Genomic DNA, 20,673 nt, shown 5'->3' on the forward strand with positions numbered 1-20,673 from the left:
CTGGCCCTCGGTTACTGTTAGCACTCATCTAGTAACTCCAGGTGCAAAAAGGTTAATTCCATCAGATTCAAGCAACGTACGTATCTCTTGAGCAAATGCTAGTGCATGCGCTCCGTCGCCGTGGATGCAAATTGTCTCTGCCTTTATGGATACAGGTGTACCTTCCGTCGACACAACGATTCCCTCTTTCACCATGCGCAGCACTTGAACAAGAGCTTGTTCGGTCTGCTGAATGACAGCCCCGGGCTGACTGCGTGGGGTTAGAGTCCCATCCGGTCCGTAGGTTCGATCCGCAAAAACTTCACTGACACTGCGCAGTCCAATGCGATCCGCTGCCTGTATCAGCGCACTTCCGGCCAGGCCATAGAGGTACAGTTCCGGTTGCACCTTATAAAGCGCCTCGGCGATTCCCTCAGCGAGTTGATTATCTTCAGCAGCCATGTTATACAAGGCTCCATGAGGCTTCACATGATGCATACGCCCCCCGTATGAACGGACAAAAGCATCCAGCGCACCAATCTGATACACAACCATGTCATAGGCTTCCCGTGGTGTAATATCCATACGTCTTCTGCCAAAACCCTGCAAATCCGGCAGACCGGGATGGGCGCCGATGGCAACCTGATGCTCTAATGCTTGCTGTACGGTTTGCCGCATCGTTGCCGGGTCACCCGCATGAAATCCACAAGCGATGTTGGCTGAAGTGATTAGCGGCAGAATCGACTCATCCGACGCCATCCGGTACACCCCGTAACTTTCGCCAAGGTCACAGTTGATATCCACCGTGTTCATTGATGGTCCCCCATTTCTGCCAATCTCCTGCGAATCAGCTGATCGGTTAGTCGCCACTCCAACTCCTGTTCCAGGAATAGCTGCCGTGCTTCTTCATATGTAATCCGTTCAAAAGTAACCCGATCCCCTGGCTTTGCCTGTGCCAGTATCGGCAAATCTACTCGTGCCACCTGTGCGATCACAGGATAGCCCCCGATAGTCTGATGATCGGCCATCAATATGATGGGCTGACCATCTGCTGGCACCTGAACTGTACCATAGGTGACGGCTTCGGACAGCCGATCCATCGGTTGAACGAGTTCTAGCTTTGCACCCTCCAATCGATAACCCATCCGATCCGATTGAGGAGAGATCACATATCGTTCTTTATGGAATCGTTCCAGACTATCTTCATTAAACTCTGCGCTGTCTTTGCCCGGCATGACACGAATAACAGGTTCAGCATGGTAGGCGGGCCATTCCCTGCTGGACAAATACCAGGCAGGTGCATGCATCCGCCAGTTATTCTTTTCAGCTTCTACTATCAATCCATGCAACGCCGCTTGCGCTTCCCGAGAGGCTTCTCCCGCAGACAACCTGTCTCCCACCTTCAAGGCACGGCCTTCAAACCCACCAAAACCTGTCTTGAGATCCGTGCTTCTACTGCCCATGATCTCAGGTACAGCGATTCCACCAGCAATCGCCATATAAGACCGCAAACCGGAACGGCATCGTCCAAATCTCAGCACACTTCCAGCAAGCAACACGACCGGACGCCATAGTGGAACAGGCAGATCATCCACAGTTGCTGTCAGATCCGCACCACATAAAGAGATCAGCCGATTTTCATGGAAACGAAGCTCCGGTCCCGTAATCGTCATCTCCAGCACAGCAGCATCACGGGAATTCCCAACCAGTGCATTGGCTGCTCTGGCCGCAAAGGTATCCATAACCCCGCCCGGATGAATTCCATACCGGCGAAATCCCATTCTTCCTTCGTCCTGAACGGTGGATAACAAACCTGGGCGAATGACTTCAATACTCATCGCTCGCCCTCCTTTTGTTCCAGATACTCCTGAAGAGATATCGATGCAAAACGAACCCGATCCCCTGCTGCCAGCAGGCTTGGTAGATTTTCCATCGGACGAAATAGCGCCAGCGGTGTGCGGCCGATACATTGCCATCCGCCGGGAGTCGTCACCGGATAAACTCCCGTTTGTTTGCCACCAATGCCCACCGTTCCCGCCTCAACTCGAAGCCGAGGTGTAGGTCGTCTGGGCGTAGCGATCTTCTCCGATAATCCGCCCAAATAAGGAAAACCCGGCGCGAATCCGATCATGTGAACCAGGTAATCTCCGGATGTATGAATAGCTATGACCTCATCTGGCGTAAGCCCATGTTCAGTAGCGACATATTCCAGATCAGGACCCAATTCACCACCATAACATACGGGAATAATGATCGTTCTGGGTTCAGCCAGCGTTGCCTCTTGCATCTTGTTCAACTCATGAAGCAGCCTTCCGCATACCTCGTGGTACGGGGAAATCAACGGATCATAGAATAGCGTTACCGATGCAAACGAAGGTAACCACTCCAAGATGCCCGGTAGTTGGCTCTTTTCCAGCAAAGTACATACCGACATCACCCTCCGGTGCACCGCTTCGGATATCGTGTCCCCACAACGGATCATAACCCCTGTTTCGCCCAAAGGAGACAGCACATCCTCAGTCCATGAATACGACAGTTCAGTCATGCTATCACCCTCCTTCTCCACAAGTTTATAGTCCCTTGATCATTTTTTCTCCAAAGCCTGCAAAACAAGTGAACGAACAGCGGGAAAGGGCTCTGCTTCTTCGGTCCGTATGGCAAGATAGAGCGTCTGCAGAAAAACGCGCACATTCAAGCTCATCTGGCTGATCTCCAGAAGCGATTTCCCCTCCGTCTTATCGTTTGGATTCAGTGAATCGATCCAAGACGAAATATCGTTTTGCTCCAGCAGATTGCGACCAAGGATGGTGACCACTGCATGAGCAATCCGTTGATCCTCATCATGGATATAGACTACACTTGATTCGGTAATTTTCACAGTGAGCGCATGCAAAAGCTCCCGCAAGGCGGCCCGCTCCATATAAGGAGACTGTGCAAGATCTTCAACCGCATCTGCCGCGTGTGCCGGTGCGTGCGCCCAGCCCTTATCATCGGTATAGCCACGAACATCTTTTTCACGCTCCAGATACGTGGTCAACCGATGATGAATAACCTCTATATCTTCCTTTTTCAGAAAAGGCCGCTGACGATCTACACTCAGAATGGGAGGTAGGAGCAGCACAGAGAAGGTTCGGGTAAACACACTGTCCGTGCCTTGTTCTCCGATTCCATGAAAAAGGTGCTGATCATCCAGCGCCATCTGTAACAGCTGACTAAGCTGTTCTTCCGAAAATACACCCTGTCCAATCCAGGTGGCAAACGTATCATAGATCAGTTCATCCCGCAGAACCGGGTCTGGACTGCCTATATGCTGCATCATATGAAGAGCCAATTCGTAAGGATGTTCCACTTCATGGGCAGATAGGTTAGCCGACTGAATCTGCCGCAATTTCTGTTTTAATGCCAGAGCATCCATCGATCACAACTCCTTGGAGGAATTCAGATGCACGCTGCAATTGTATAGCTCGCATTGCCAAGAATTCGTTTCCCAAGAAATCCGGGTAATCGACGTGTTGGACAGCTTTGCACTCACATCAAGTTCAGGCACCAGACCTCGCAGTGTATTACGGAGAATAGCGCCATGGCTGACAACGATCACTCTTCCATTGGGATGCTGTCGTACAATATCTTCTATCGCGGCACTGCCCCGAATCGTACCTGCATCCGCAAGTTCCCGGCCTAAATCCAGAGTGTTCCAATCCGCTCCCCATTGGGCAACTCGTTCAGCTTCGGTCGTACCCTCCACCTGCCCACCGCCCATTTCACGCAACCTCGGGTCCAAATGAATCTCCTGTATTCCTAAACGGTCGCCAATGATGCGAGCCGTCTCACTTGCACGCTCCAGGTCACTCGCATAGATGGCATCCCACGTTTCCTCACTCAGTCTCGCAGCAAGCAATAGTGCCTGTTCTCTTCCTTCCTGATCCAGTGGATTATCCGTTTGTCCCTGTGAACGTTTTTCCTTATTCCATGCCGTGCTTCCATGGCGAATCAATGCGATCTGTGTCATTGCTGTTCCTCACCTTTACCTTTTTCTATGCGTAATTCATCATCTGTAAAATGTTTTCGTGCCTTCGGCTTGGCAAATTTGCCACCATTATATTGACTAGAACCGTTTCTCGGAATGGAAAGACTGTTCCATGTGGTTTCTTTGAGCATTTTGGCTGCATAAATAATCTGCCCCACATGATAGGGGTAATGCGCCAATTGCCGGATAATTGCTTCCATGACGGTATGTCCTTCATTGCGGATATATATAATATGAGACAGTTGCTCCGGTGTAAAAGAACGAATGGCTCCAAGTAGACAGTTCCAGCCTTCCTCCCATTTGGCGAGCAGCTCTTCCCGAGTCGAAATATCATTCACAAATTCCGCATCACGTTCACGCCATGGCTTTTCTCCATCGGTTGTCAGTACATCCGTCCAACGGGACAGCATATTGCCCCATAGATGCTTCACAATAACTGCAATACTGTTGGCATCTTCATTCCAGGATTGAAATAGTTGCTCAGATTCCAGTTGCTCCATGGCCTTTTCACCAAGCTGTTTGTAATACAAAAATTGCTTCTCGGCTGTATCCAGAAATACCTGATTCATATCCACACGTTCACAACCCTTCGCAAAATGTCTTTATTCAGGAAAAGAAAACGTCCCGTCCTCATTCGGTTCAAAGGAAATGACTTTCCGTACAGCATCCAAATTAAGTTCACCATAAATATGTGGAAATAGTTCATTCAACTCATACAGGTCCTCATACACCAGTTCCGGCTTCAAGGCCCTCTCATCAATACCAATCAATAACAAATCCGTACGTCCTTGATAAAATTGAGCCGCTACCCATGGAATCTGTTCTTTAGTGGAACAATGAATGAAACCGTCCGTCTCCAGGCTATCCGGTGCATACACGCTCTGCTTGGATACCTGCTCCCATACCGCTCGGGAAATAATACTGTAGATCATTGTTCCGCCTCCTTCAATTTCTTCTATGTATCCTGTACGTCATTGGAAGTATTATAGATCATCCCGGATACGGGAGTACAATTTTTGATCTGTAAACACACCTTTGATCTTCAACTGTTTACGCAGCAAACCTTCATACGACATGCCCATCTTCTCCATCACTCGTGCAGAGCCGATGTTGCCTGCATTGCATGTCCCCTCCAGCCGATTGCAATCCAATTCCTGAAAACAATATTCAACAATCGGCTGCATCGCTTCTGCTGCGAGGCCTTTGCCCCAACAACTGCTGGCAATCGCGTACCCCAGTTCAGCACTTTGCATGGATTCATTCAGATGAAAAATGCCACCTCGCCCGATCAGCTTCCCCGTTTCCTTCAGAATAAAGGCCCATATATAGACCGTTTTCTTCTCATAATTATCTAACACTCTTTGAATATATTGAACGGAGTCATCCAACGTCTCATGACAGTTCCACAAACTTTGCTGACTCACTTTCGGATCGGAGGCAAACATAAAATAATCATCGAGGTCGTTGAGCGTAAGACGTCTCAGTACCAAACGCTTTGTCTCAAATTCGGGTGATTCCGTAAAAAGCTTCTCTACATTCACTTAAGCCCCTCCCCATTATCTAGCCTTCTTATTTCTCAGGAAATAACGATCCATCCCATACACACACAGAATGCCAACAGCATACCTCAGCAGATCCATCACCAGAAATCCACGTCCCAAAATAAGCGCACCCAGCACCGTGGAACGCACTTCGTTCAACCAAGATATCTGAATCATTTGCGAACATTCAATGGCCCAGCTAAAAATCAGGCTCACGATCAGCGCCAACTCTTTGCTGCGATTAATCCAAATCATGCGTACCCCAAAATAGATCATCGCTGCCCACAAGGCATCACCGAAATGCTCATGCACAAAATCCGGTAAAAGTTCACCATATTGTCTGGATGCCAACCCTGCCGCCATGGTTATGTTCACTGCGATGAAATAAATCAGCCTCTCTTTGAAAAATGCCTTCATCATCAATCAAATGCCTTCATCAAGCACTTGTAAAATAAATTCCGTTTTGGCAGCGGTATACGCTTCCCTGTCGTCCTTATTCTCATCAGCAAGTTTAGCTTTCAAAGCTGCGTAAACCTCTACCAGATCCGGACGCTGTCTCAGCACATCCCGGAACTGGATTTGGCGATCCCAACGTTCCTGGCCTGGGCGCATCAGATGAAGATGTACAGCCCTCTTGCCATCCTTCACTCTGACCCAGAAACGTCTATATTCCCGACCATCCAGTTCAGGTGGAACGTAGTTCCAGCCTACCGGATTCAGCTGATCGGCAATCATGTCCATGTCCTCCCATGACTGCACCTCTCCCATCAAATCAATAATGGGCTTGGCGGGCAATCCTGGAATCGACGTGCTTCCGATATGTTCAAATCGATGAATATTGAGTTGCTGTAATAGTTCTCTGAGCTGGCGAATCTCTTCCTGAGCCTGTAGGCTCCACATAGGATTGGCCTCAACAATCTCTACCGATTCTGTCGCCCACGCAGGCCAATTTTCCGGTTGCAGATGATCTATCATTCAGATGCTTCCTCCTTTGCAGGACTAAATTTTAATCGGTATTGTTCCAGGTACTTCGTATGGGATCGTTTCTTCGCGTCCTCAACTGTGGCAATCATCCCAAGTGTCAGTATCGAAAGTAGGGTCAGAAGAAGATACTTCATGTAAGCCAATCCACTGAGATTGGTATCTGAGCTTATAATTGAAGAATTCAGTTTTCATCACATCCAATTTTTTATACTTAAAAGGGGCGTATGTCTACGCCCCATCTGTTTCTGTTCACGATGATGAATTTATTTCATTTGATATGCTTCATTTGTTGAAACTTTATTTTACCGTTACCGGTATAGTAACTTTTTTATTGCCCCACTTGGCAGTGATGGATGTTTTGCCTTTACCCACGGCCACAATCTTGCCGCCCGTTACTGTGGCTACACTTGGTTTGGTGCTGCTCCATACGGCACTGCTCGTTACAATCGTGGTTTTGCCTGTATCATACTGCGCCATCACACTCAGTGTTGTACTTGCCTGTGGCGATAAAATGAGTGTTTTCTGGCCTGTGATCAGTTTTTTGAGCAAAGGAACAACGGTAACCTCTGCCTTTATTGTCTGATTTTGATAAGTTCCTGTCAAGGTAGCTTGTCCTTCCGTCAGTGTTTTGACTGTACCATTCTTGACGATGGCTACATTATTGTTGGAAGAGGTCCACGTTACCTGTTTCGAAAGATTAATCGTTTTCCCATTGGCATATGTACCGATTACCTTCAACGCTTTCGATTTCTTAATATTCAGCTGCATGACAGCAGGAGTTACTTCGACTTTGGTAATCTCGTCCGTGATCGCTACGGGAACTTTAACCGTCTCTGAGCCATATTTGCCTTGTAACAGCACTCTGCCAGGCGTAATTCCTTTGATTTTACCACTCTCCAGCACAGCGGAAGCACTCGATACCGTCCATACAATCTCGGATGTGACGTCTTCTTCCTTGCCGTTTGCACGCACAATGCTTACTTTGGGCAGCGTACTTTCACTACCTTTGACAAAATTATAGGAACTAGGCGAAGCTTTGATACTTTTAATTTTATCCTGAACCTTAACCACCAATTGCGCTTTGGCGCCATCTACCTGTGCGTATATCGTCGCTTCTCCCGCTGCCACAGCCTTCACTTTGCCTTTAATAATGGTGGCAACAGCTTCATTACTCGTGGACCATGTGACGCCTCCCGTAACATCCTGCTTGTTATCAAACCCTTCAATAACCGCCATCACCTGAAGCGTAGTTGTCTGGGTAACACTCATCTGTTGCGGACTACTGTTGGTAATCTCGATAGATGTCACGTCACCCGTGGCTGCTAGGGCAAGCGAAGGAGCCAGTACTGCCAATACTAAAATAAAGGCCAAGGTGCCTCGTATTGCTAATTTCATTCCATTCATTGCAATCTTCATCTCCTGTAATCCAATATTTTACTTCTATTATATTATATCGGAAACTCATTACATAAAAGTGAATATCCCAAATAAGTAGAGGCATTCTGCATGTCATTAGGAAGTGACTGAAGAAAGCCTCTTTATTCAGAAGAAGAACGGAATTGTAATGGACTGCAATCCTATATAAATTGAACTATTCATTTACACAGAAACGGAGAGGACAGAAAAAACCTGGAAAAGCGAAGCGTTCGCCTGAAAGCTTTCTGAAAGAAAGCTACGTCGTAAGCATAGGCTTATCACCGGATTTTCCCCTTGAGAAAAGGGAATTTAAAAAATCTGGGGATAACAGCGATTGGAAGGTTATTCTGTTATCGGAGTGTTCAGTGTAAAATCTTTAGTTCAACTTATATAGTTCAATACAATAAACGTTTAGAGATAATCAGGATAGATACGATGAGCAAAAAGAACATGACCAGCAGCAGTTCGGGAAATCTTTTACTCATGTTCAGCTCTTTCTACCGAAGAAACCGTTGTGTGAATAAGCTGCAGAACCTTGTCAACGGCGTTGTCCGTTCCACTCGCCTTCATATGACCCACCATATGATCTCTCTCCTTATATACAAGGTCAATATTTCGCAGGAATGTCTGAGAAGACAGCTCTTCTTCCTGGAGAACTCTTGCATAACCTCGCTCCTGAAAATACTTCGCGTTCAGCGTCTGTCCAACAAGAGATCCGCCGTTGGCATGGGGAATCAGGAGCATTGGCTTGCGGAGCAACAGCCACTCATGTATCGCATTGGAGCCAGCACGTGACACAACTATATCCGCCATAGCCATTAGATCCGCAAGTTCTTCATGCACGTATTCAAATGCCTTGTAGCCTGCAAAATGTGGGAAGGATGAGTTCAATTTACCTGTACCACATATATGAATGATTTGATACCGCTTGAGCAGCTCTGGCAGTGTTTCAAGTACCATTTGATTAAGCTTTTCCGAACCCTGACTGCCACCCATAATTAACAGAATAGGTCTGTCGGAGACAAATCGGCAAAAATGAATCCCCCGTGCTCGGCTGCCAAGCTTCAACTCCTCCCGAATTACAGGTCCCACGTACATCGTCTTGTCTGACTCCTTAGAGGAAGCGAATGTCGCTGTATCCATAAACGTAGTACACATCATTTGGGCGTATCGCCGTGACAGCCTGTTGGCCAGTCCCGGATGAAGATCCGGCTCCAGAATCAGCACCGGAACCCGATTCCACCCGGCACCCACTACAGCAGGAACAGCCACGAATCCCCCTAACGAAAAGCATACATGTGGTTTAATTCGTAAAATGAGCAGATAAGCCTGCAGCACTCCAAGTATAATTTTGAACACATCGGAAATATTCGCCCACGCCCAATATCTTCTCAGCTTGCCTGTTGCAACCGCATGATAATGAACAGCCGGGATTTTGCCGATTAATTGGCGCTCGATGCCATGCTTGGAACCGATATAATGAATTTCCCATTGCTCCTGAAGCAATCTGGAGATCAGAATGAGGTTAGCTGTTACATGACCGGCGGAGCCGCCTCCTGTAAATATGATCCTCCGCTTGAACACAGAAATCCCCCTCTCCACAGCATGTCGCGAACCTCTGCCTTGGTCATGATGACATCTTCCGAATGGTATCCTCTGCCAGGAAGAACAGATGTCTCACAACCTTCTTTATCCGTTAATTTGGTTGAAGATGAGGCGGTGACAACAAAGTAGGACTTCTCCTCTTCCACTTCCTTAACGTTTTCCCAATCTGAAATCAGCGTTTCATAAAGCCGTTCTCCCGGACGGGCACCGATGAAATGTATCGGAACATGCTTTTGCCCAGCATCCTCTGCCAAAACCTGTGCGATATCCGTTATTTTGCAGGATGGCATTCGGGGTACAATAATCTCGCCGCCCTCGCATTGCTCCATGGCCGACAGGAGAATTTCCACGGCGTCTCCAAGGGGAAGAAAAAAACGTGTCATTCTGGAATCGGTAACGCTGAGTGGCTGCTTCAACTCAAGCTGGCGTTTGAATAACGGTACTACGCTGCCTGTGGATCCAAGAACATTCCCGCTTCGTACACAAGCAAAGCTTGTAGCGGAACGACTGTCAGCTAATAAGATCAATTTTTCCCCAATGGCTTTGGTCATCCCGTACATGCTGGAAGGATTCGCTGCTTTGTCCGTAGAGACATATACCACCTTCCGCACACCATTCTCGATTGCAGCATCAATGACGTTCTGCGTTCCGGTTATATTGGTTTTGACCGCACAATCCGGTTGGTCCTCACAGACCGGAACATGTTTAAGCGCCGCAAGATGAAAGACATAATCTACATCCTTACAGGCACCTGCCAGCTCCCATCGGTCTCTGATATCCCCCAGTACAAACTTCACTCTCGGGTCAGAGATGGTTTGTCTCATCTGAGCCTGAAGAGATTCATTTCGTGAGAAAATACGAACCTCTTTCGGCTCCTGAACGAGCAATTGTTTGACCAACTCTTCTCCCCATGAGCCTGTGCCTCCCGTTATTAAAAAGGTTTTATTGAACATCGGATATCCCTCCATGAATTAAGTTCTGATTTGGTGATAGGCCTATCCTAAGGCAATTGTGTTACATCAGTATGACAGGGGAACAATTGGCTTTCCCCAACATGAAAAAGGCTCTAATTCAGGTTGCTTCTCACACAAAAAAACCACCATTTGCATGGCGGCTCCTTCATTAACGTTGTATTAAAGGTAAAGAAAAATAAAACATAACTTCTCCATCGGCTACGCTAAGGCCATAGTCGGCATGGTGATTCTCCAGAATCGTCCGGGCAATAGACAAGCCCAGACCCGTCCCGCTAAACTTTTTGCTGCGCGAACTATCCATTACATAGAAAGGCTCCCAAACCTGATCCCACTGTTCATGCTCTTCCTTATCCGTTTCATTGGCGATACCGAAATGTGCCGCTTCCCCTTTCAGTTCAAGGGTAATGGTTATTCGGTCACCGCTTGTATATTTCACCGCGTTGGTCATCCAATTGTGCAGAACAGACTCCAGCTTCCGTCGATCAGCCAGCACCCATGTCTCGGCAGTCCATCGATCCTCCACTTCCACATGCAAGCCATGCTGCTGAAATACGGTTTCATAGGTATGAAGGGTCTCCGTGAGCAATTGACGAAGATCAACGGGTTCAAAATCGTATATTTCGGCCTGCAGACGGGATAACTCCAACAGACGGTCAATTAAACCAGCCAGCTCTTCGCTCTGTTGCTGAATTACTCCAGCATAGGTTCCGTCATCTAAGCCATCCTGAATACCAGAGGCATAAACTCGAATCAGGGAAAGCGGTGTTTTCAACTCATGCGAGATATCCGAGATGAACGTTCGCAGATTGGCATTTTTTATCTCCAAAGAATGTTGCGCCTGCTGTAATTTGTCGCTCATCACATTGATGCTACGCCCTAAAGACTCAATCTCATCACCTGTCTTTATATCAACCTTCGTAAACGATAAATTGGAAATGGCTTCAGCCGTTTCGCTTAGCTTTGCGAGCGGTTTAACGATCCGGGCGGTATACAGCACGGAAAGCAGGATAAGCAACAGCAGCATACCGAGCCATATGTACGCATTGAACTGATTAATGATTCGAATCGTCTCCGATGAATGGGAGATGGATTCGCCGACAGCAAACACGGAATCCCCCACCTTCACAAAGTTCACGAGAAAGCTTGATTTCAGCTTGGTCTGATCATAGAATTTATTAACCCGGGCACCCTCACGCAGCGCAGAGATACTCTCTTCTGTCAGCCAAAATTTACTAAGGGCAATTCCCTTGCGGTTATATTGAAATAACAATTGATCGTTAATATCATTCACACTATCCTTCAACGATGCATAAGCGATAGCGACCTCGTATTGCGTTTCAAGACTCTCAATCCGTGATAGCTGATCGCCATGTTCTGAAGCAGAGATTTCAGTCGTTAACTCGGCCAACTTCTGCTTTTTCTGATACAAAAAATAGCTAGGCAGGAAAAACGTATTGACGATAAAGGATAGGAAGAAGACAACACACAATGCACTGATTATGCGCACGAGCAGTTTACGGGTCAGTTTACTCATCTTGATCCTCTAGGCAATAGCCCATTCCCCGGTACGTTTTGATTGAATCTTCTCCAACTTTCTCACGCAGTCTGCGGATATGAGTGTCTACCGTACGCTCCTCGCCGAAGTAATCGAAACCCCACACCTGATCCAGCAATATTTTACGGGTTACGATCTGCCCCTTATTCATTCCCAGAACCTTCATTAATTCGAATTCCTTATGGGTAGCCCCTACATCCACTCCACGACGGTAAACCTTCTGGCCTTCCAGATCGACAGTCAGTTCTCCCACAATGATTTTGGAGGAAAGTTGCAGCAGCTTCTTTACACGCAATAGCAGGATACGCGAATCAAACGGCTTGCGCAGATAATCATCCGCCCCGGCCTTCAAGGCAACAAATTCATCATCCGATTCCCCTTTGGCTGTCAGCAGCAGTACCTTCGCACGACTCGTACGCTTGATTTCCCGGCACACCTCAACACCGCTGCGTCCTGGCATCATCCAATCCAAAACCGCCAAATCGATTTGATTATTATAAAAGAGATTCAGGGCTGCTTCCCCATCCTCGGCTAAAAACACCTGAAAGCCCTCTTTAACGAAATAGGCTTTTAATATTTGCAGCATCAACGGCTCATCATCCGCGAGTAGCAGGTTCATATCTGAGCCTCCTTTCCAAACTGCATTCTACTATACAATCTGTACGTTACAGCTGTGTGACATACCCGTCTGGTTGGCCATTTCCCACATTCCTGTACTATGGTAACCGTAGCATAAAAAACGCTGCCCACCTTCACTGGTCCCAAAATCACAGGTAAAACAAAAAGAAACCCCAAAACAGGGTTCCCTTTTGTTTCTCAACACAGCTTGTAATTCCTTTTAAACCTCTTCATCCTGGTCCGGCAAAATCAAATATTCGGCACCGCCCATATAAGGCTGAAGTGCGGCTGGAATACGAATGCGTCCATCCGCCTGCTGATGATTTTCCAGCAATGGAATCAGAATACGTGGCGAAGCCACAGCCGTATTGTTCAACGTATGGCAGTATGCAAGCTTACCTTGGCCATCGCGACAACGAATATTCGAACGCCGAGCCTGGAAATCATGCAGATTCGACGACGAATGTGTTTCCCCGTAAGCACTGCGGCTTGGCATCCAGGTCTCAATATCGTACTGTTTGTACGTTTTCTGCGACATATCCCCTGTACACACAGCCACCACTCGATAAGGCAGTTCCAGCAATTGCAGTAATTCCTCGGCGTGTCCCGTAATTTCCTGCAGCATTCGCTCCGATTCTTCCGCATCCGGTGCACAGAGAATGACTTGTTCCACTTTGGCAAATTGATGTACCCGGTACAATCCGCGTACATCCCGCCCGCCTGAGCCAACCTCACTGCGGAAACACGTCGATGTAGCAGCCAGCTTGATTGGCTCCTGCACATCCACAATCTCATCCGCATAATACGAAACCAGCGGCACTTCCGATGTTCCCACCAGCCACTTGTTCTCGCCTACTAATTCATAGACCTGATCCCGTCCTGTGGGGAAGAACCCCGTGTTCAAGAGTGTATTCTCCCTCACCATCAGAGGAACTTCCATTGGCGTAAATCCATGCTTCAACAGCAGATCAAGCGCAAGTTGCTGTACAGCCCGGTGCAGGAGCAGCCCTGCTCCTTTGAGCACATAGCTTCGTGTTCCGCCGATTTTCACCCCACGTGGGATGTCGATTAGATCATGCCGTTCACCAAGTTCCACGTGATCCTTGGCCTCATAATCGAATACCGGCAGCTCACCCACACGTCTCAGCTCCACATTATCCTCATCCGATGCACCCACTGGCGTGTCTGGCGATACAACATTGGGTACCAACCATTGCAGCCTTGTCACTTCCTCTTGCACAACGGCAAGCTTGGCTTCAACTTGCTCTAACTGACCATTCAGCTGTTTCACCTGTTCCCTTAAACCCTCGGCCTGTTCACGCTCACCAGCTTGCATCAGTCTGCCAATATCTGCAGATAACGAATTACGTACTCTACGTCCTTCTTCCGTTTCCAGTAAAAGTGCTCTGCGCTCTTCGTCCCGTTCCAACAATTCGCGAATACTGATATTCATTCTCTTGCCAACTGCCGCAGCTTGCACCTCTTCTGCATGCTCCCGAATCCACTTCATTTCCAACATGGTCACCGTCTCCTTTGGCTGTAAAAATACAAAGAGCGCCCTCATCCCTTGGGACGAGGAGCGCTCTGCTCGCGGTGCCACCCAACTTGCCAAACCAGAATATTCTGGTTCAGCCTCTTGGTCCGCGATAACGGGCGGTTCCGGTTAACTTGGGGAATAACGCTCCCCTGGCGAAAACGCCTCCGAGTTGGATGCTCTTCAACGGCATGGTCCGATCTGTAATTGTTGTTTTTCAGTATATACGAACTTTAGCCTCCATTGCAAGTTATCCGTGCATACCCTTACATGTCCTGTTATGATAGAGATTGTTTGTTTTTAGGAAATACTCCTGAATGGCAGACTTACTACATAACATAATATCTAGAAGGAGTTTTTCTTCATGAAAAAATTGCTTTGGATTGGATGCTTGTCCTATTTCCTCATCGGACTTGCCCATGTGGTTCTCGGCTCCATCCTACCCGTTGCTCTTGAACATTATGGCAAGGATTATAGTCAGGGAGGCACACTGATATTTGCCCAATTTGCCGGGTTCCTGGGTGGTGTATTGTTATCTCCGTGGTTGAATAAACGCTTCGGGAAACGAGGCGGTCTATTAATTGCCGCAGCTCTGCTCTGCATTGCAGAGTTATCCTATATGCTGCTGCCTCCTTGGGGCTGGATGTTCGTCATTGCACCTGCAGCCGGATTCGGATTCGGTATGATAGAAGCTGTCATCGGTACAATCATCATTGCTGCAATTAAAGATAATACGGCGGTTGCCATGAGCCGACTTGAAGTGTTATTTGGTATCGGCGCCATGGTCATGCCTCTCATTGCCAGCGGTCTGATTTCTGCCGGGTACTGGCGCTTGTCGTTCCTCGTGGTTGCCGTCTGTGCAGCGATGACTTTTATCTTCTGGGCCAAAAGTTCATTCGGTGAGCTGGACAACGAGCTCAGTCGACGCAGCTCAGACCAGACTCCTGTACACACTCACGCTGCTGAATCGCCAAATGGAACGAATCCTGAAGACATTAAACCAACTCGTTCAACCTATCACGGCCGTAATTTGGCTCTTCTGTCTTTATTTGTTCTATTTTTCTTTCTCTATGTCGGCACCGAAATGAGCCTTGCCAACTTCATGCCAGCCATTCTGATTGAGAAAATGAACATGAAGGAAGCAGGTGCCGCGCTTAGTGTTACCTGCTTCTGGATCGCCATGTCTGTTGGACGACTGTTTGCCGGATATATTGCGGAGAAATTCCAATATCGCGTCTACGTTCTGTACAGTTGCCTTGCAGCAGTTGTACTGCTGATGATCTTTCCTTTTACCAACCAGATCTGGTCGGCATTTCTGATCATCCTGTTGCTCGGACTCGCACTATCGGGCGTGTTCTCCATTGCCCTCGTCTTCGCCAGCAAAATGCTGCCTGGAACAGAAGAATCAACGCCCAGCATCCTGATTGCATCAGGTGGTGTTGGTGGTGCCATTCTACCTTTGGTTACAGGCTGGAGTTTGGACCATCTGGAAGTTAACCAGTCGGCGTGGATGCTTGCCATTTTTGCAGTTGGTCTGCTGATTATCAGCGTGATCGCGTATCAATGGCAGCGCAGGCATACTGTGAGTTCAGCATCGTAATATCTACCGAACAGAAGATAAATTAAATTTCATTAATCATAGCTGGTAAAAAGATAGGCTTCGTAGCGTGAATGCTACGAGGTCTTTTTTGATTTGAAAATAACAATTACTTCTTTATCTTAGTGCAGTGGACGATTGCCCAGGAAATACTTTCAGATGCTCTAAATCGGAACTAACGTTATTTAGGTTGTAGGGACTACACTCCCTTTATCCTTAATGAATTTACCGAATACATATCGAACGAGTGGTCCCAGAATAATAATTTGGTAAGGAAGCGCCAGGCTAAAATTACGAGCAATCGTATGAAGATACGTACTTAGTACGGATGCTCCATTTAACTGATTCGCAAGATAAGCGGAAATCATTCCGTACAAGGACATAATCAGAACCATTCCAATGACCATGAAAAATGACATAGCGAGCACGCCTAGGATTTTGTTGGACTTGTCAAAAGGTAAGGAAAATGCAATTTTTCTCGCTACAGGTCCGACAATAAAAGACTCCACCAGAAATGCAATGACAAAGCACAATATGAACTGAAGCAGTATTTCAAGCGCGGACATCTTGCTCAATAACCCATTGTGCCATAAATTGAAGGCCATCATGACGATGACCATTCCTGTGCACATCATCATTCCAAAAATAATCTGTTCTTTCTTCGTTGTTGGCAATTCTCTCATCCTCTCTGTTTACCTTCGTAATTATAGAGATGACGAACCCCTCCTCATAAGTGAACATTCTGTGAACAATTATAATTTTTCCAACTTAAAATCTTATTTGACAACCTCGTGGTACAGCCCTATGATATCCCTTAAAATGGTAGAAAAGATTCACTGCATATAAAGGAGGATTTGGATTATGAGTTTTCAAAAGCGCATTGACCACGTCGGCATTGCCGTTCGTGATCTAGAGACCACGCTGCGTTTCTATACGGAGATTGTTGGTCTTGAATTGAAAGATCGGGTAACCCACACCAACGGTGTCATTCAGCTCGCCTTTCTCGGCTTCAACGGAAGCGATGAGACCGAGATTGAGTTGATTCAGGGATACAGCGACAAGCTGCCTTCCGAAGGTACGGTGCATCATTTTGCTATCCATGTCGATGACCTTGAGTCTGAGTACAACCGCATTAAGGCAACTGAGGCCGAGTTTATTGATGGAGAGATGATTACACTGCCTAACGGTTACCGTTATTTCTTCATCTATGGACCCGAGAAGGAATGGATTGAGTTCTTCCAGCGCTAAGAATTGGAGCTGATTTATGAACATTTTAATTACCGGCGCAGCCGGAAAAATTGGACGTGACTTGTCCCAACACTTGTCAGAAGCATTTCACCTGCGACTAACGGATTTGAATATCGACAGACTGCATACGTATCAAGGGACAAGCCATGAGATCATGACACTTGATGTGACAGATCCCGAAGCCTGTCAGCACGCTTGCGAAGGCATGGATGTGGTTGTACATCTGGCGGGAGATCCTTCCCCGCATGCCGGATTCTATGAATCGTTGTTGGACATCAATATCAAGGGCACGTTTAATGTATTCCGTGCAGCTAAAGACCAGGGTGTACGAAGAGTCATTCTGGCAAGCAGTGCACAGACGATTGAGGGGTATCCCATTGATGCTCAAGTCTATCCGGATATGCCGACACGCCCACGGAATTTGTACGGGGTTAGCAAATGTTTTGGTGAATCGCTCGCTTCCTATTTTGCATATACCGAAGGTATACAAAGTGTAGCAATACGTATAGGTGCATATGATGATTTCCAACCGAATGGACCCGCGCTGGAGGCAAGGGATATGAGCGCGTATATTAGTCCGGCTGACTTGTGTGATTTGATGTTCAAAGCAATTACAACTACAGATCTGGAGCCCTTCACCATACTGCATGGGATCTCGAATAATCGGTTTAAACGATTGAATCTGGAAACCACTCAGAAACAGGTAGGCTATGACCCGAAATCCGATGCTTTTGCACTCAGTCAGATTTCCTTATATGATTCGCCACGATAATTGTTGAAAATCACACATCTAGAGAGGTCGTTATACGAATGTATAATGGCCTCTTTGATTCATTCATACGTGCCCCTATCCATTTCCTGACTGGACATGCGTGGGCCTCTGGCCTATAATTACACCTAGTAATGCCCGTAACTTCATAGTTTCCCAGGGGAGTCGGAATAGGCCGGCTGAGAGTGTATCCCACCAAGATACTGACCCTTAGACCTGATCTGGATCATGCCAGCGTAGGAATCGGAGTATATCGAATTGGCCCAGCCTCTTTGCTGAGTGCCACATCTCTAACGCCTGCACGCGTCCCGGATTAACGGGGCGCTTTTTTTAATGTTCTTTTATATAGCCAGAGAGCTAAAAAAAGTGACGTCATCCGGATCATAGCTGGTATAAATCTGTCGATTTATGCAAGAAGCTTGGATATGAAGCCAAGGAGTACCCCGTGCCACTGGCCGGACAACATGAAGGAGAGAAATGAAGATGAGATGGCGTAAAATGATGGGCCTAATGCTCTTGTGCGTACTACTCGTGGCTGTGGCCGCATGTGGCGGCAAAGAAGCTGCACCTTCAGGAGAAAATGGCAGCAGCAACACCGAAAACAGCAATGAAGGTGAAAACGCAGCCCTCAAGGACATTAAAGTGGTGCTGGACTGGACACCAAATACGAATCATACCGGCCTGTATGCGGCTGTAGATCAAGGTTTTTACAAAGCTGAAGGCTTAAATGTCGAGATTGTACAACCAGGTGCCGGAGGCGCGGATACAATGGTGGCTTCGAACGAAGTGCCTTTTGGCGTAAGTTATCAGGAGAGTGTGACCCAGGCCCGCACACAGGGCGTACCGCTCGTGTCCATTGCTGCAGTCATTCAGCATAACACGTCCGGATTTGCCGCTCCGGTGGATCGGAACATCAAGTCCCCCAAAGATTTTGAAGGTAAAACCTATGGTGGCTGGGGCTCTCCGGTGGAAGAAGCTGTGATGCAGTCCATTATGGAAGGCGAAGGCGCCGATGTATCCAAAGTAAAAAATATTAGCATGGGCGATGCAGACTTCTTTACCGCTGTGAAACGCGATATCGACTTTGCCTGGATCTTCTACGCGTGGACGGGTATCGAAGCCGAACTGCGCGGCGAACCGATCGACATGTTATATGTGAAAGATTATTCTGAAGCACTGGACTACTACACACCTGTACTCGTTACCAATGAAAAGACGATTCAGAACGATCCCGAGTTGGTTAAAGCGTTCTTGAAAGCGACTTCCGAAGGATATCAATACGCGATTGAACATCCCGAAGACGCTGCTAACATTCTGATCAAGGCCGTACCGGATCTGGATAAGGATCTTGTACTCGCAAGCCAGAAGTGGCTGAGTCCAAAATATCAGGATGACGCACCACGCTGGGGTGAGCAGAAGCAGGAAGTATGGCAGAACTACACGGATTGGATGTTTAGCAAAAAACTGCTCGATGAGCAGGTAGATGTATCCAAAGCATATACAAACGAGTTCTTACCCCAATAAAAATTGTTTGAGTTTAACTTTTTTTACACCAGAACGAAGAGTACAGAACCCATCTGAAGAAACGAAGTGGTCGCCTTTATCCCCGGATTTTCCCCTTGCGGAAAATGAAATCAAAAAAATTCGGGGATAACAGCGATCGGAAGAGGGTACTGCAATCGGAGTGGTAAAGTGTAAAGCTGGCTTCAACTCATGCAACTTAACCCGAAAGGAAAAGTGATCTTTCATGGCAAGCACACTACTTAGCATTCAAGTCATTCCCAAAACGCCAAATGGCGAAAATTCCTATCCTTACGTTGATCGTGCCATTGAAGTTATTCAGCAGTCCGGCTTGAAATATCAGGTTAATCCACTGGATACCACGATGGAGGGAGAACTGGAGGAACTGCTCGAGGTTGTCCGCAAAATGCACGAAGTTCTCGTGGAAGCCGGCAGCCCTAGCATCATCTCACAGATCAAGATCGCCCACAGCCCAAGCGGCTTCAGCATGGACACCCTGACGGAGAAATATCGCTAATGCATGCCTATTGGAAAAGCGTATGGCCGCCCTTTGTGGCGGTTATTCTCTTTATAGCGGTATGGCAGGGAGCCGTCTCCCTGTTCCATATTGAGAAATGGATGCTGCCTGCGCCTTCGGACATCGCCCATGAAGCAGCGTCCCAGGCCGAGCGACTTGGCATGCATGCTTCGGCAACAATTCAGCTGACATTGATAGGGTTTGCAGCAGGTACGCTCGTGGGATTACTGATTGCGATGGTGCTTCATTTGATTCCATTTTTGAAATCTGCACTCTATCCATTACTTATTCTTAGTCAAAATATACCGACCATTGCGCTTGCTCCGCTCTTGCTGATCTGGTTCGGATTTGGGCTGCTGCCCAAACTGATTACCATCATCCTGGTCTGCTTCTTCCCGGTGGCTGTAGCTGCCATGGATGGGTTGACCCGCACCGATGGGGCGATGATGAACTATATGCGCATGGCTGGTGCAAAACGCGGCCAAATTTTCTGGAAGCTCGAACTTCCACATGCATTGCCCTCGGTGTTCTCGGGGATTAAAATTGCCGCTACGTACAGCGTCATGGGTGCGATTATCGCCGAATGGATCGGTGCAGATAAGGGCATCGGTTATTATATGATGCTGCAAAAATCAGCCTATCGGACGGATCGTCTTTTCGTGGCAATCATGATTATTGTGGCATTGAGTCTGCTGCTCTTCCTGCTCATTGCGCTACTGGAGAAGCTGCTCGTACGCTGGCGTCCACAAAAGCGATAACTTTGAAATATGCACCATATAAAGGTTAGG

The 20,673-nt window shown here is 47.4% G+C and carries 23 protein-coding genes and 1 riboswitch; of the genes, 6 read left to right on the plus strand and 17 right to left on the minus strand.

All coding sequences use genetic code 11. From position 1 onward, the window contains the following. Positions 1-24 precede the first annotated feature (24 nt). The 16 genes from gpAD87_RS30270 to serS form a co-directional block, all read right to left on the minus strand. Positions 25-792, minus strand: coding sequence for a LamB/YcsF family protein (locus gpAD87_RS30270; RefSeq protein WP_064642654.1), 768 nt, complete (start codon positions 790-792; stop codon positions 25-27). Then, the gene (locus gpAD87_RS30275) at positions 789-1,817 is read right to left on the minus strand and encodes a biotin-dependent carboxyltransferase family protein (protein ID WP_064642656.1); all 1,029 of its coding nucleotides are present in this window, start codon (positions 1,815-1,817) and stop codon (positions 789-791) included. The genes gpAD87_RS30270 and gpAD87_RS30275 overlap by 4 nt, the downstream gene beginning before the upstream one ends. Beyond that, on the minus strand, positions 1,814-2,524 hold the full coding sequence (gene pxpB / locus gpAD87_RS30280; protein ID WP_064642658.1) for a 5-oxoprolinase subunit PxpB: 711 nt from the start codon (positions 2,522-2,524) through the stop codon (positions 1,814-1,816). The genes gpAD87_RS30275 and pxpB overlap by 4 nt, the downstream gene beginning before the upstream one ends. Positions 2,525-2,563: 39 nt before the next feature. Continuing rightward, entirely contained in the window at positions 2,564-3,394 is an 831-nt protein-coding gene (locus gpAD87_RS30285) for a DUF2785 domain-containing protein (RefSeq protein ID WP_082935408.1), read from the minus strand. A gap of 3 nt (positions 3,395-3,397) precedes the next feature. Then, positions 3,398-3,988 carry a histidine phosphatase family protein gene (locus gpAD87_RS30290; protein WP_064642660.1) on the minus strand — a complete coding sequence of 197 codons (591 nt, stop codon included), beginning with the start codon at positions 3,986-3,988 and terminating at the stop codon, positions 3,398-3,400. Continuing rightward, positions 3,985-4,575, minus strand: coding sequence for a DUF1572 family protein (locus tag gpAD87_RS30295; RefSeq protein ID WP_064642951.1), 591 nt, complete (start codon positions 4,573-4,575; stop codon positions 3,985-3,987). Before gpAD87_RS30295 ends, gpAD87_RS30290 begins: the two co-directional genes overlap by 4 nt. 33 nt (positions 4,576-4,608) lie before the next feature. Then, entirely contained in the window at positions 4,609-4,938 is a 330-nt protein-coding gene (locus tag gpAD87_RS30300) for a DUF952 domain-containing protein (RefSeq protein ID WP_064642662.1), read from the minus strand. Positions 4,939-4,989: 51 nt separating this feature from the next. Then, the gene (locus tag gpAD87_RS30305; protein WP_064642664.1) at positions 4,990-5,547 is read right to left on the minus strand and encodes a GNAT family N-acetyltransferase; all 558 of its coding nucleotides are present in this window, start codon (positions 5,545-5,547) and stop codon (positions 4,990-4,992) included. Between the two features lie 15 nt (positions 5,548-5,562). After that, on the minus strand, positions 5,563-5,967 hold the full coding sequence (locus tag gpAD87_RS30310; RefSeq protein WP_064642953.1) for a ribosomal maturation YjgA family protein: 405 nt from the start codon (positions 5,965-5,967) through the stop codon (positions 5,563-5,565). Between the two features lie 3 nt (positions 5,968-5,970). After that, the gene (locus gpAD87_RS30315; RefSeq protein ID WP_064642666.1) at positions 5,971-6,522 is read right to left on the minus strand and encodes a GrpB family protein; all 552 of its coding nucleotides are present in this window, start codon (positions 6,520-6,522) and stop codon (positions 5,971-5,973) included. A 306-nt stretch (positions 6,523-6,828) separates the two neighbouring features. Then, positions 6,829-7,935 carry an Ig-like domain-containing protein gene (locus gpAD87_RS30320; RefSeq protein WP_064642668.1) on the minus strand — a complete coding sequence of 369 codons (1,107 nt, stop codon included), beginning with the start codon at positions 7,933-7,935 and terminating at the stop codon, positions 6,829-6,831. 489 nt (positions 7,936-8,424) lie between these two features. Beyond that, positions 8,425-9,531 carry an undecaprenyldiphospho-muramoylpentapeptide beta-N-acetylglucosaminyltransferase gene (locus tag gpAD87_RS30325; RefSeq protein ID WP_064642670.1) on the minus strand — a complete coding sequence of 369 codons (1,107 nt, stop codon included), beginning with the start codon at positions 9,529-9,531 and terminating at the stop codon, positions 8,425-8,427. Beyond that, on the minus strand, positions 9,480-10,505 hold the full coding sequence (locus gpAD87_RS30330; protein ID WP_063566235.1) for a polysaccharide biosynthesis protein: 1,026 nt from the start codon (positions 10,503-10,505) through the stop codon (positions 9,480-9,482). Before gpAD87_RS30330 ends, gpAD87_RS30325 begins: the two co-directional genes overlap by 52 nt. Positions 10,506-10,674: 169 nt before the next feature. After that, positions 10,675-12,060, minus strand: a complete 1,386-nt coding sequence (locus gpAD87_RS30335) for a sensor histidine kinase (RefSeq protein WP_079695847.1) — start codon at positions 12,058-12,060, stop codon at positions 10,675-10,677. Next, a complete protein-coding gene (locus gpAD87_RS30340) occupies positions 12,053-12,700 on the minus strand; it encodes a response regulator transcription factor (protein ID WP_064642674.1) in 648 nt (215 codons plus the stop codon). The genes gpAD87_RS30335 and gpAD87_RS30340 overlap by 8 nt, the downstream gene beginning before the upstream one ends. Positions 12,701-12,919: 219 nt before the next feature. Beyond that, on the minus strand, positions 12,920-14,218 hold the full coding sequence (gene serS / locus gpAD87_RS30345) for a serine--tRNA ligase (RefSeq protein ID WP_064642676.1): 1,299 nt from the start codon (positions 14,216-14,218) through the stop codon (positions 12,920-12,922). Between the two features lie 379 nt (positions 14,219-14,597). Between serS and gpAD87_RS30350 the strand changes: the two genes are divergently transcribed. Further along, entirely contained in the window at positions 14,598-15,833 is a 1,236-nt protein-coding gene (locus gpAD87_RS30350; RefSeq protein WP_064642678.1) for an MFS transporter, read from the plus strand. Positions 15,834-16,015: 182 nt separating this feature from the next. Here gpAD87_RS30350 and gpAD87_RS30355 read toward each other — a convergent pair whose 3' ends face one another. After that, positions 16,016-16,504 carry a hypothetical protein gene (locus gpAD87_RS30355; protein ID WP_063566240.1) on the minus strand — a complete coding sequence of 163 codons (489 nt, stop codon included), beginning with the start codon at positions 16,502-16,504 and terminating at the stop codon, positions 16,016-16,018. Between the two features lie 187 nt (positions 16,505-16,691). Here gpAD87_RS30355 and gpAD87_RS30360 point away from each other — a divergent pair, with 187 nt between their 5' ends. The 5 genes from gpAD87_RS30360 to gpAD87_RS30380 all read left to right on the plus strand — a co-directional run bounded on the left by gpAD87_RS30360 (position 16,692) and on the right by gpAD87_RS30380 (position 20,643). Beyond that, the gene (locus gpAD87_RS30360) at positions 16,692-17,078 is read left to right on the plus strand and encodes a VOC family protein (protein WP_064642680.1); all 387 of its coding nucleotides are present in this window, start codon (positions 16,692-16,694) and stop codon (positions 17,076-17,078) included. Positions 17,079-17,094: 16 nt separating this feature from the next. After that, on the plus strand, positions 17,095-17,850 hold the full coding sequence (locus gpAD87_RS30365; protein ID WP_064642682.1) for an NAD-dependent epimerase/dehydratase family protein: 756 nt from the start codon (positions 17,095-17,097) through the stop codon (positions 17,848-17,850). Between the two features lie 145 nt (positions 17,851-17,995). Then, a riboswitch (TPP riboswitch) is annotated at positions 17,996-18,108 on the plus strand. A 222-nt stretch (positions 18,109-18,330) separates the two neighbouring features. Beyond that, positions 18,331-19,371 carry an ABC transporter substrate-binding protein gene (locus tag gpAD87_RS30370; RefSeq protein WP_157258617.1) on the plus strand — a complete coding sequence of 347 codons (1,041 nt, stop codon included), beginning with the start codon at positions 18,331-18,333 and terminating at the stop codon, positions 19,369-19,371. A 223-nt stretch (positions 19,372-19,594) separates the two neighbouring features. Continuing rightward, a complete protein-coding gene (locus gpAD87_RS30375; RefSeq protein ID WP_024632265.1) occupies positions 19,595-19,885 on the plus strand; it encodes a thiamine-binding protein in 291 nt (96 codons plus the stop codon). Then, positions 19,885-20,643 carry an ABC transporter permease gene (locus gpAD87_RS30380; protein ID WP_064642687.1) on the plus strand — a complete coding sequence of 253 codons (759 nt, stop codon included), beginning with the start codon at positions 19,885-19,887 and terminating at the stop codon, positions 20,641-20,643. Before gpAD87_RS30375 ends, gpAD87_RS30380 begins: the two co-directional genes overlap by 1 nt. The last annotated feature ends 30 nt before the right edge of the window (positions 20,644-20,673 follow it).

This window comes from Paenibacillus sp. AD87 (assembly GCF_001659845.1).
Taxonomy (GTDB): Bacteria; Bacillota; Bacilli; order Paenibacillales; family Paenibacillaceae; genus Paenibacillus; species Paenibacillus marchantiae.

Excerpts from the sequence above, each read along its gene's own strand:
- gpAD87_RS30270 (WP_064642654.1), bottom strand. The coding sequence starts at position 792 with ATGAACACGGTGGATATCAACTGTGACCTTGGCGAAAGTTACGGGGTG.
- gpAD87_RS30275 (WP_064642656.1), bottom strand. The coding sequence starts at position 1,817 with ATGAGTATTGAAGTCATTCGCCCAGGTTTGTTATCCACCGTTCAGGAC.
- pxpB (WP_064642658.1), bottom strand. The coding sequence starts at position 2,524 with ATGACTGAACTGTCGTATTCATGGACTGAGGATGTGCTGTCTCCTTTG.
- gpAD87_RS30285 (WP_082935408.1), bottom strand. The coding sequence starts at position 3,394 with ATGGATGCTCTGGCATTAAAACAGAAATTGCGGCAGATTCAGTCGGCT.
- gpAD87_RS30290 (WP_064642660.1), bottom strand. The coding sequence starts at position 3,988 with ATGACACAGATCGCATTGATTCGCCATGGAAGCACGGCATGGAATAAG.
- gpAD87_RS30295 (WP_064642951.1), bottom strand. The coding sequence starts at position 4,575 with ATGAATCAGGTATTTCTGGATACAGCCGAGAAGCAATTTTTGTATTAC.
- gpAD87_RS30300 (WP_064642662.1), bottom strand. The coding sequence starts at position 4,938 with ATGATCTACAGTATTATTTCCCGAGCGGTATGGGAGCAGGTATCCAAG.
- gpAD87_RS30310 (WP_064642953.1), bottom strand. The coding sequence starts at position 5,967 with ATGATGAAGGCATTTTTCAAAGAGAGGCTGATTTATTTCATCGCAGTG.
- gpAD87_RS30315 (WP_064642666.1), bottom strand. The coding sequence starts at position 6,522 with ATGATAGATCATCTGCAACCGGAAAATTGGCCTGCGTGGGCGACAGAA.
- gpAD87_RS30320 (WP_064642668.1), bottom strand. The coding sequence starts at position 7,935 with ATGAATGGAATGAAATTAGCAATACGAGGCACCTTGGCCTTTATTTTA.
- gpAD87_RS30330 (WP_063566235.1), bottom strand. The coding sequence starts at position 10,505 with ATGTTCAATAAAACCTTTTTAATAACGGGAGGCACAGGCTCATGGGGA.
- gpAD87_RS30335 (WP_079695847.1), bottom strand. The coding sequence starts at position 12,060 with ATGAGTAAACTGACCCGTAAACTGCTCGTGCGCATAATCAGTGCATTG.
- gpAD87_RS30340 (WP_064642674.1), bottom strand. The coding sequence starts at position 12,700 with ATGAACCTGCTACTCGCGGATGATGAGCCGTTGATGCTGCAAATATTA.
- serS (WP_064642676.1), bottom strand. The coding sequence starts at position 14,218 with ATGTTGGAAATGAAGTGGATTCGGGAGCATGCAGAAGAGGTGCAAGCT.
- gpAD87_RS30350 (WP_064642678.1), top strand. The coding sequence starts at position 14,598 with ATGAAAAAATTGCTTTGGATTGGATGCTTGTCCTATTTCCTCATCGGA.
- gpAD87_RS30360 (WP_064642680.1), top strand. The coding sequence starts at position 16,692 with ATGAGTTTTCAAAAGCGCATTGACCACGTCGGCATTGCCGTTCGTGAT.
- gpAD87_RS30365 (WP_064642682.1), top strand. The coding sequence starts at position 17,095 with ATGAACATTTTAATTACCGGCGCAGCCGGAAAAATTGGACGTGACTTG.
- gpAD87_RS30370 (WP_157258617.1), top strand. The coding sequence starts at position 18,331 with ATGAGATGGCGTAAAATGATGGGCCTAATGCTCTTGTGCGTACTACTC.
- gpAD87_RS30375 (WP_024632265.1), top strand. The coding sequence starts at position 19,595 with ATGGCAAGCACACTACTTAGCATTCAAGTCATTCCCAAAACGCCAAAT.
- gpAD87_RS30380 (WP_064642687.1), top strand. The coding sequence starts at position 19,885 with ATGCATGCCTATTGGAAAAGCGTATGGCCGCCCTTTGTGGCGGTTATT.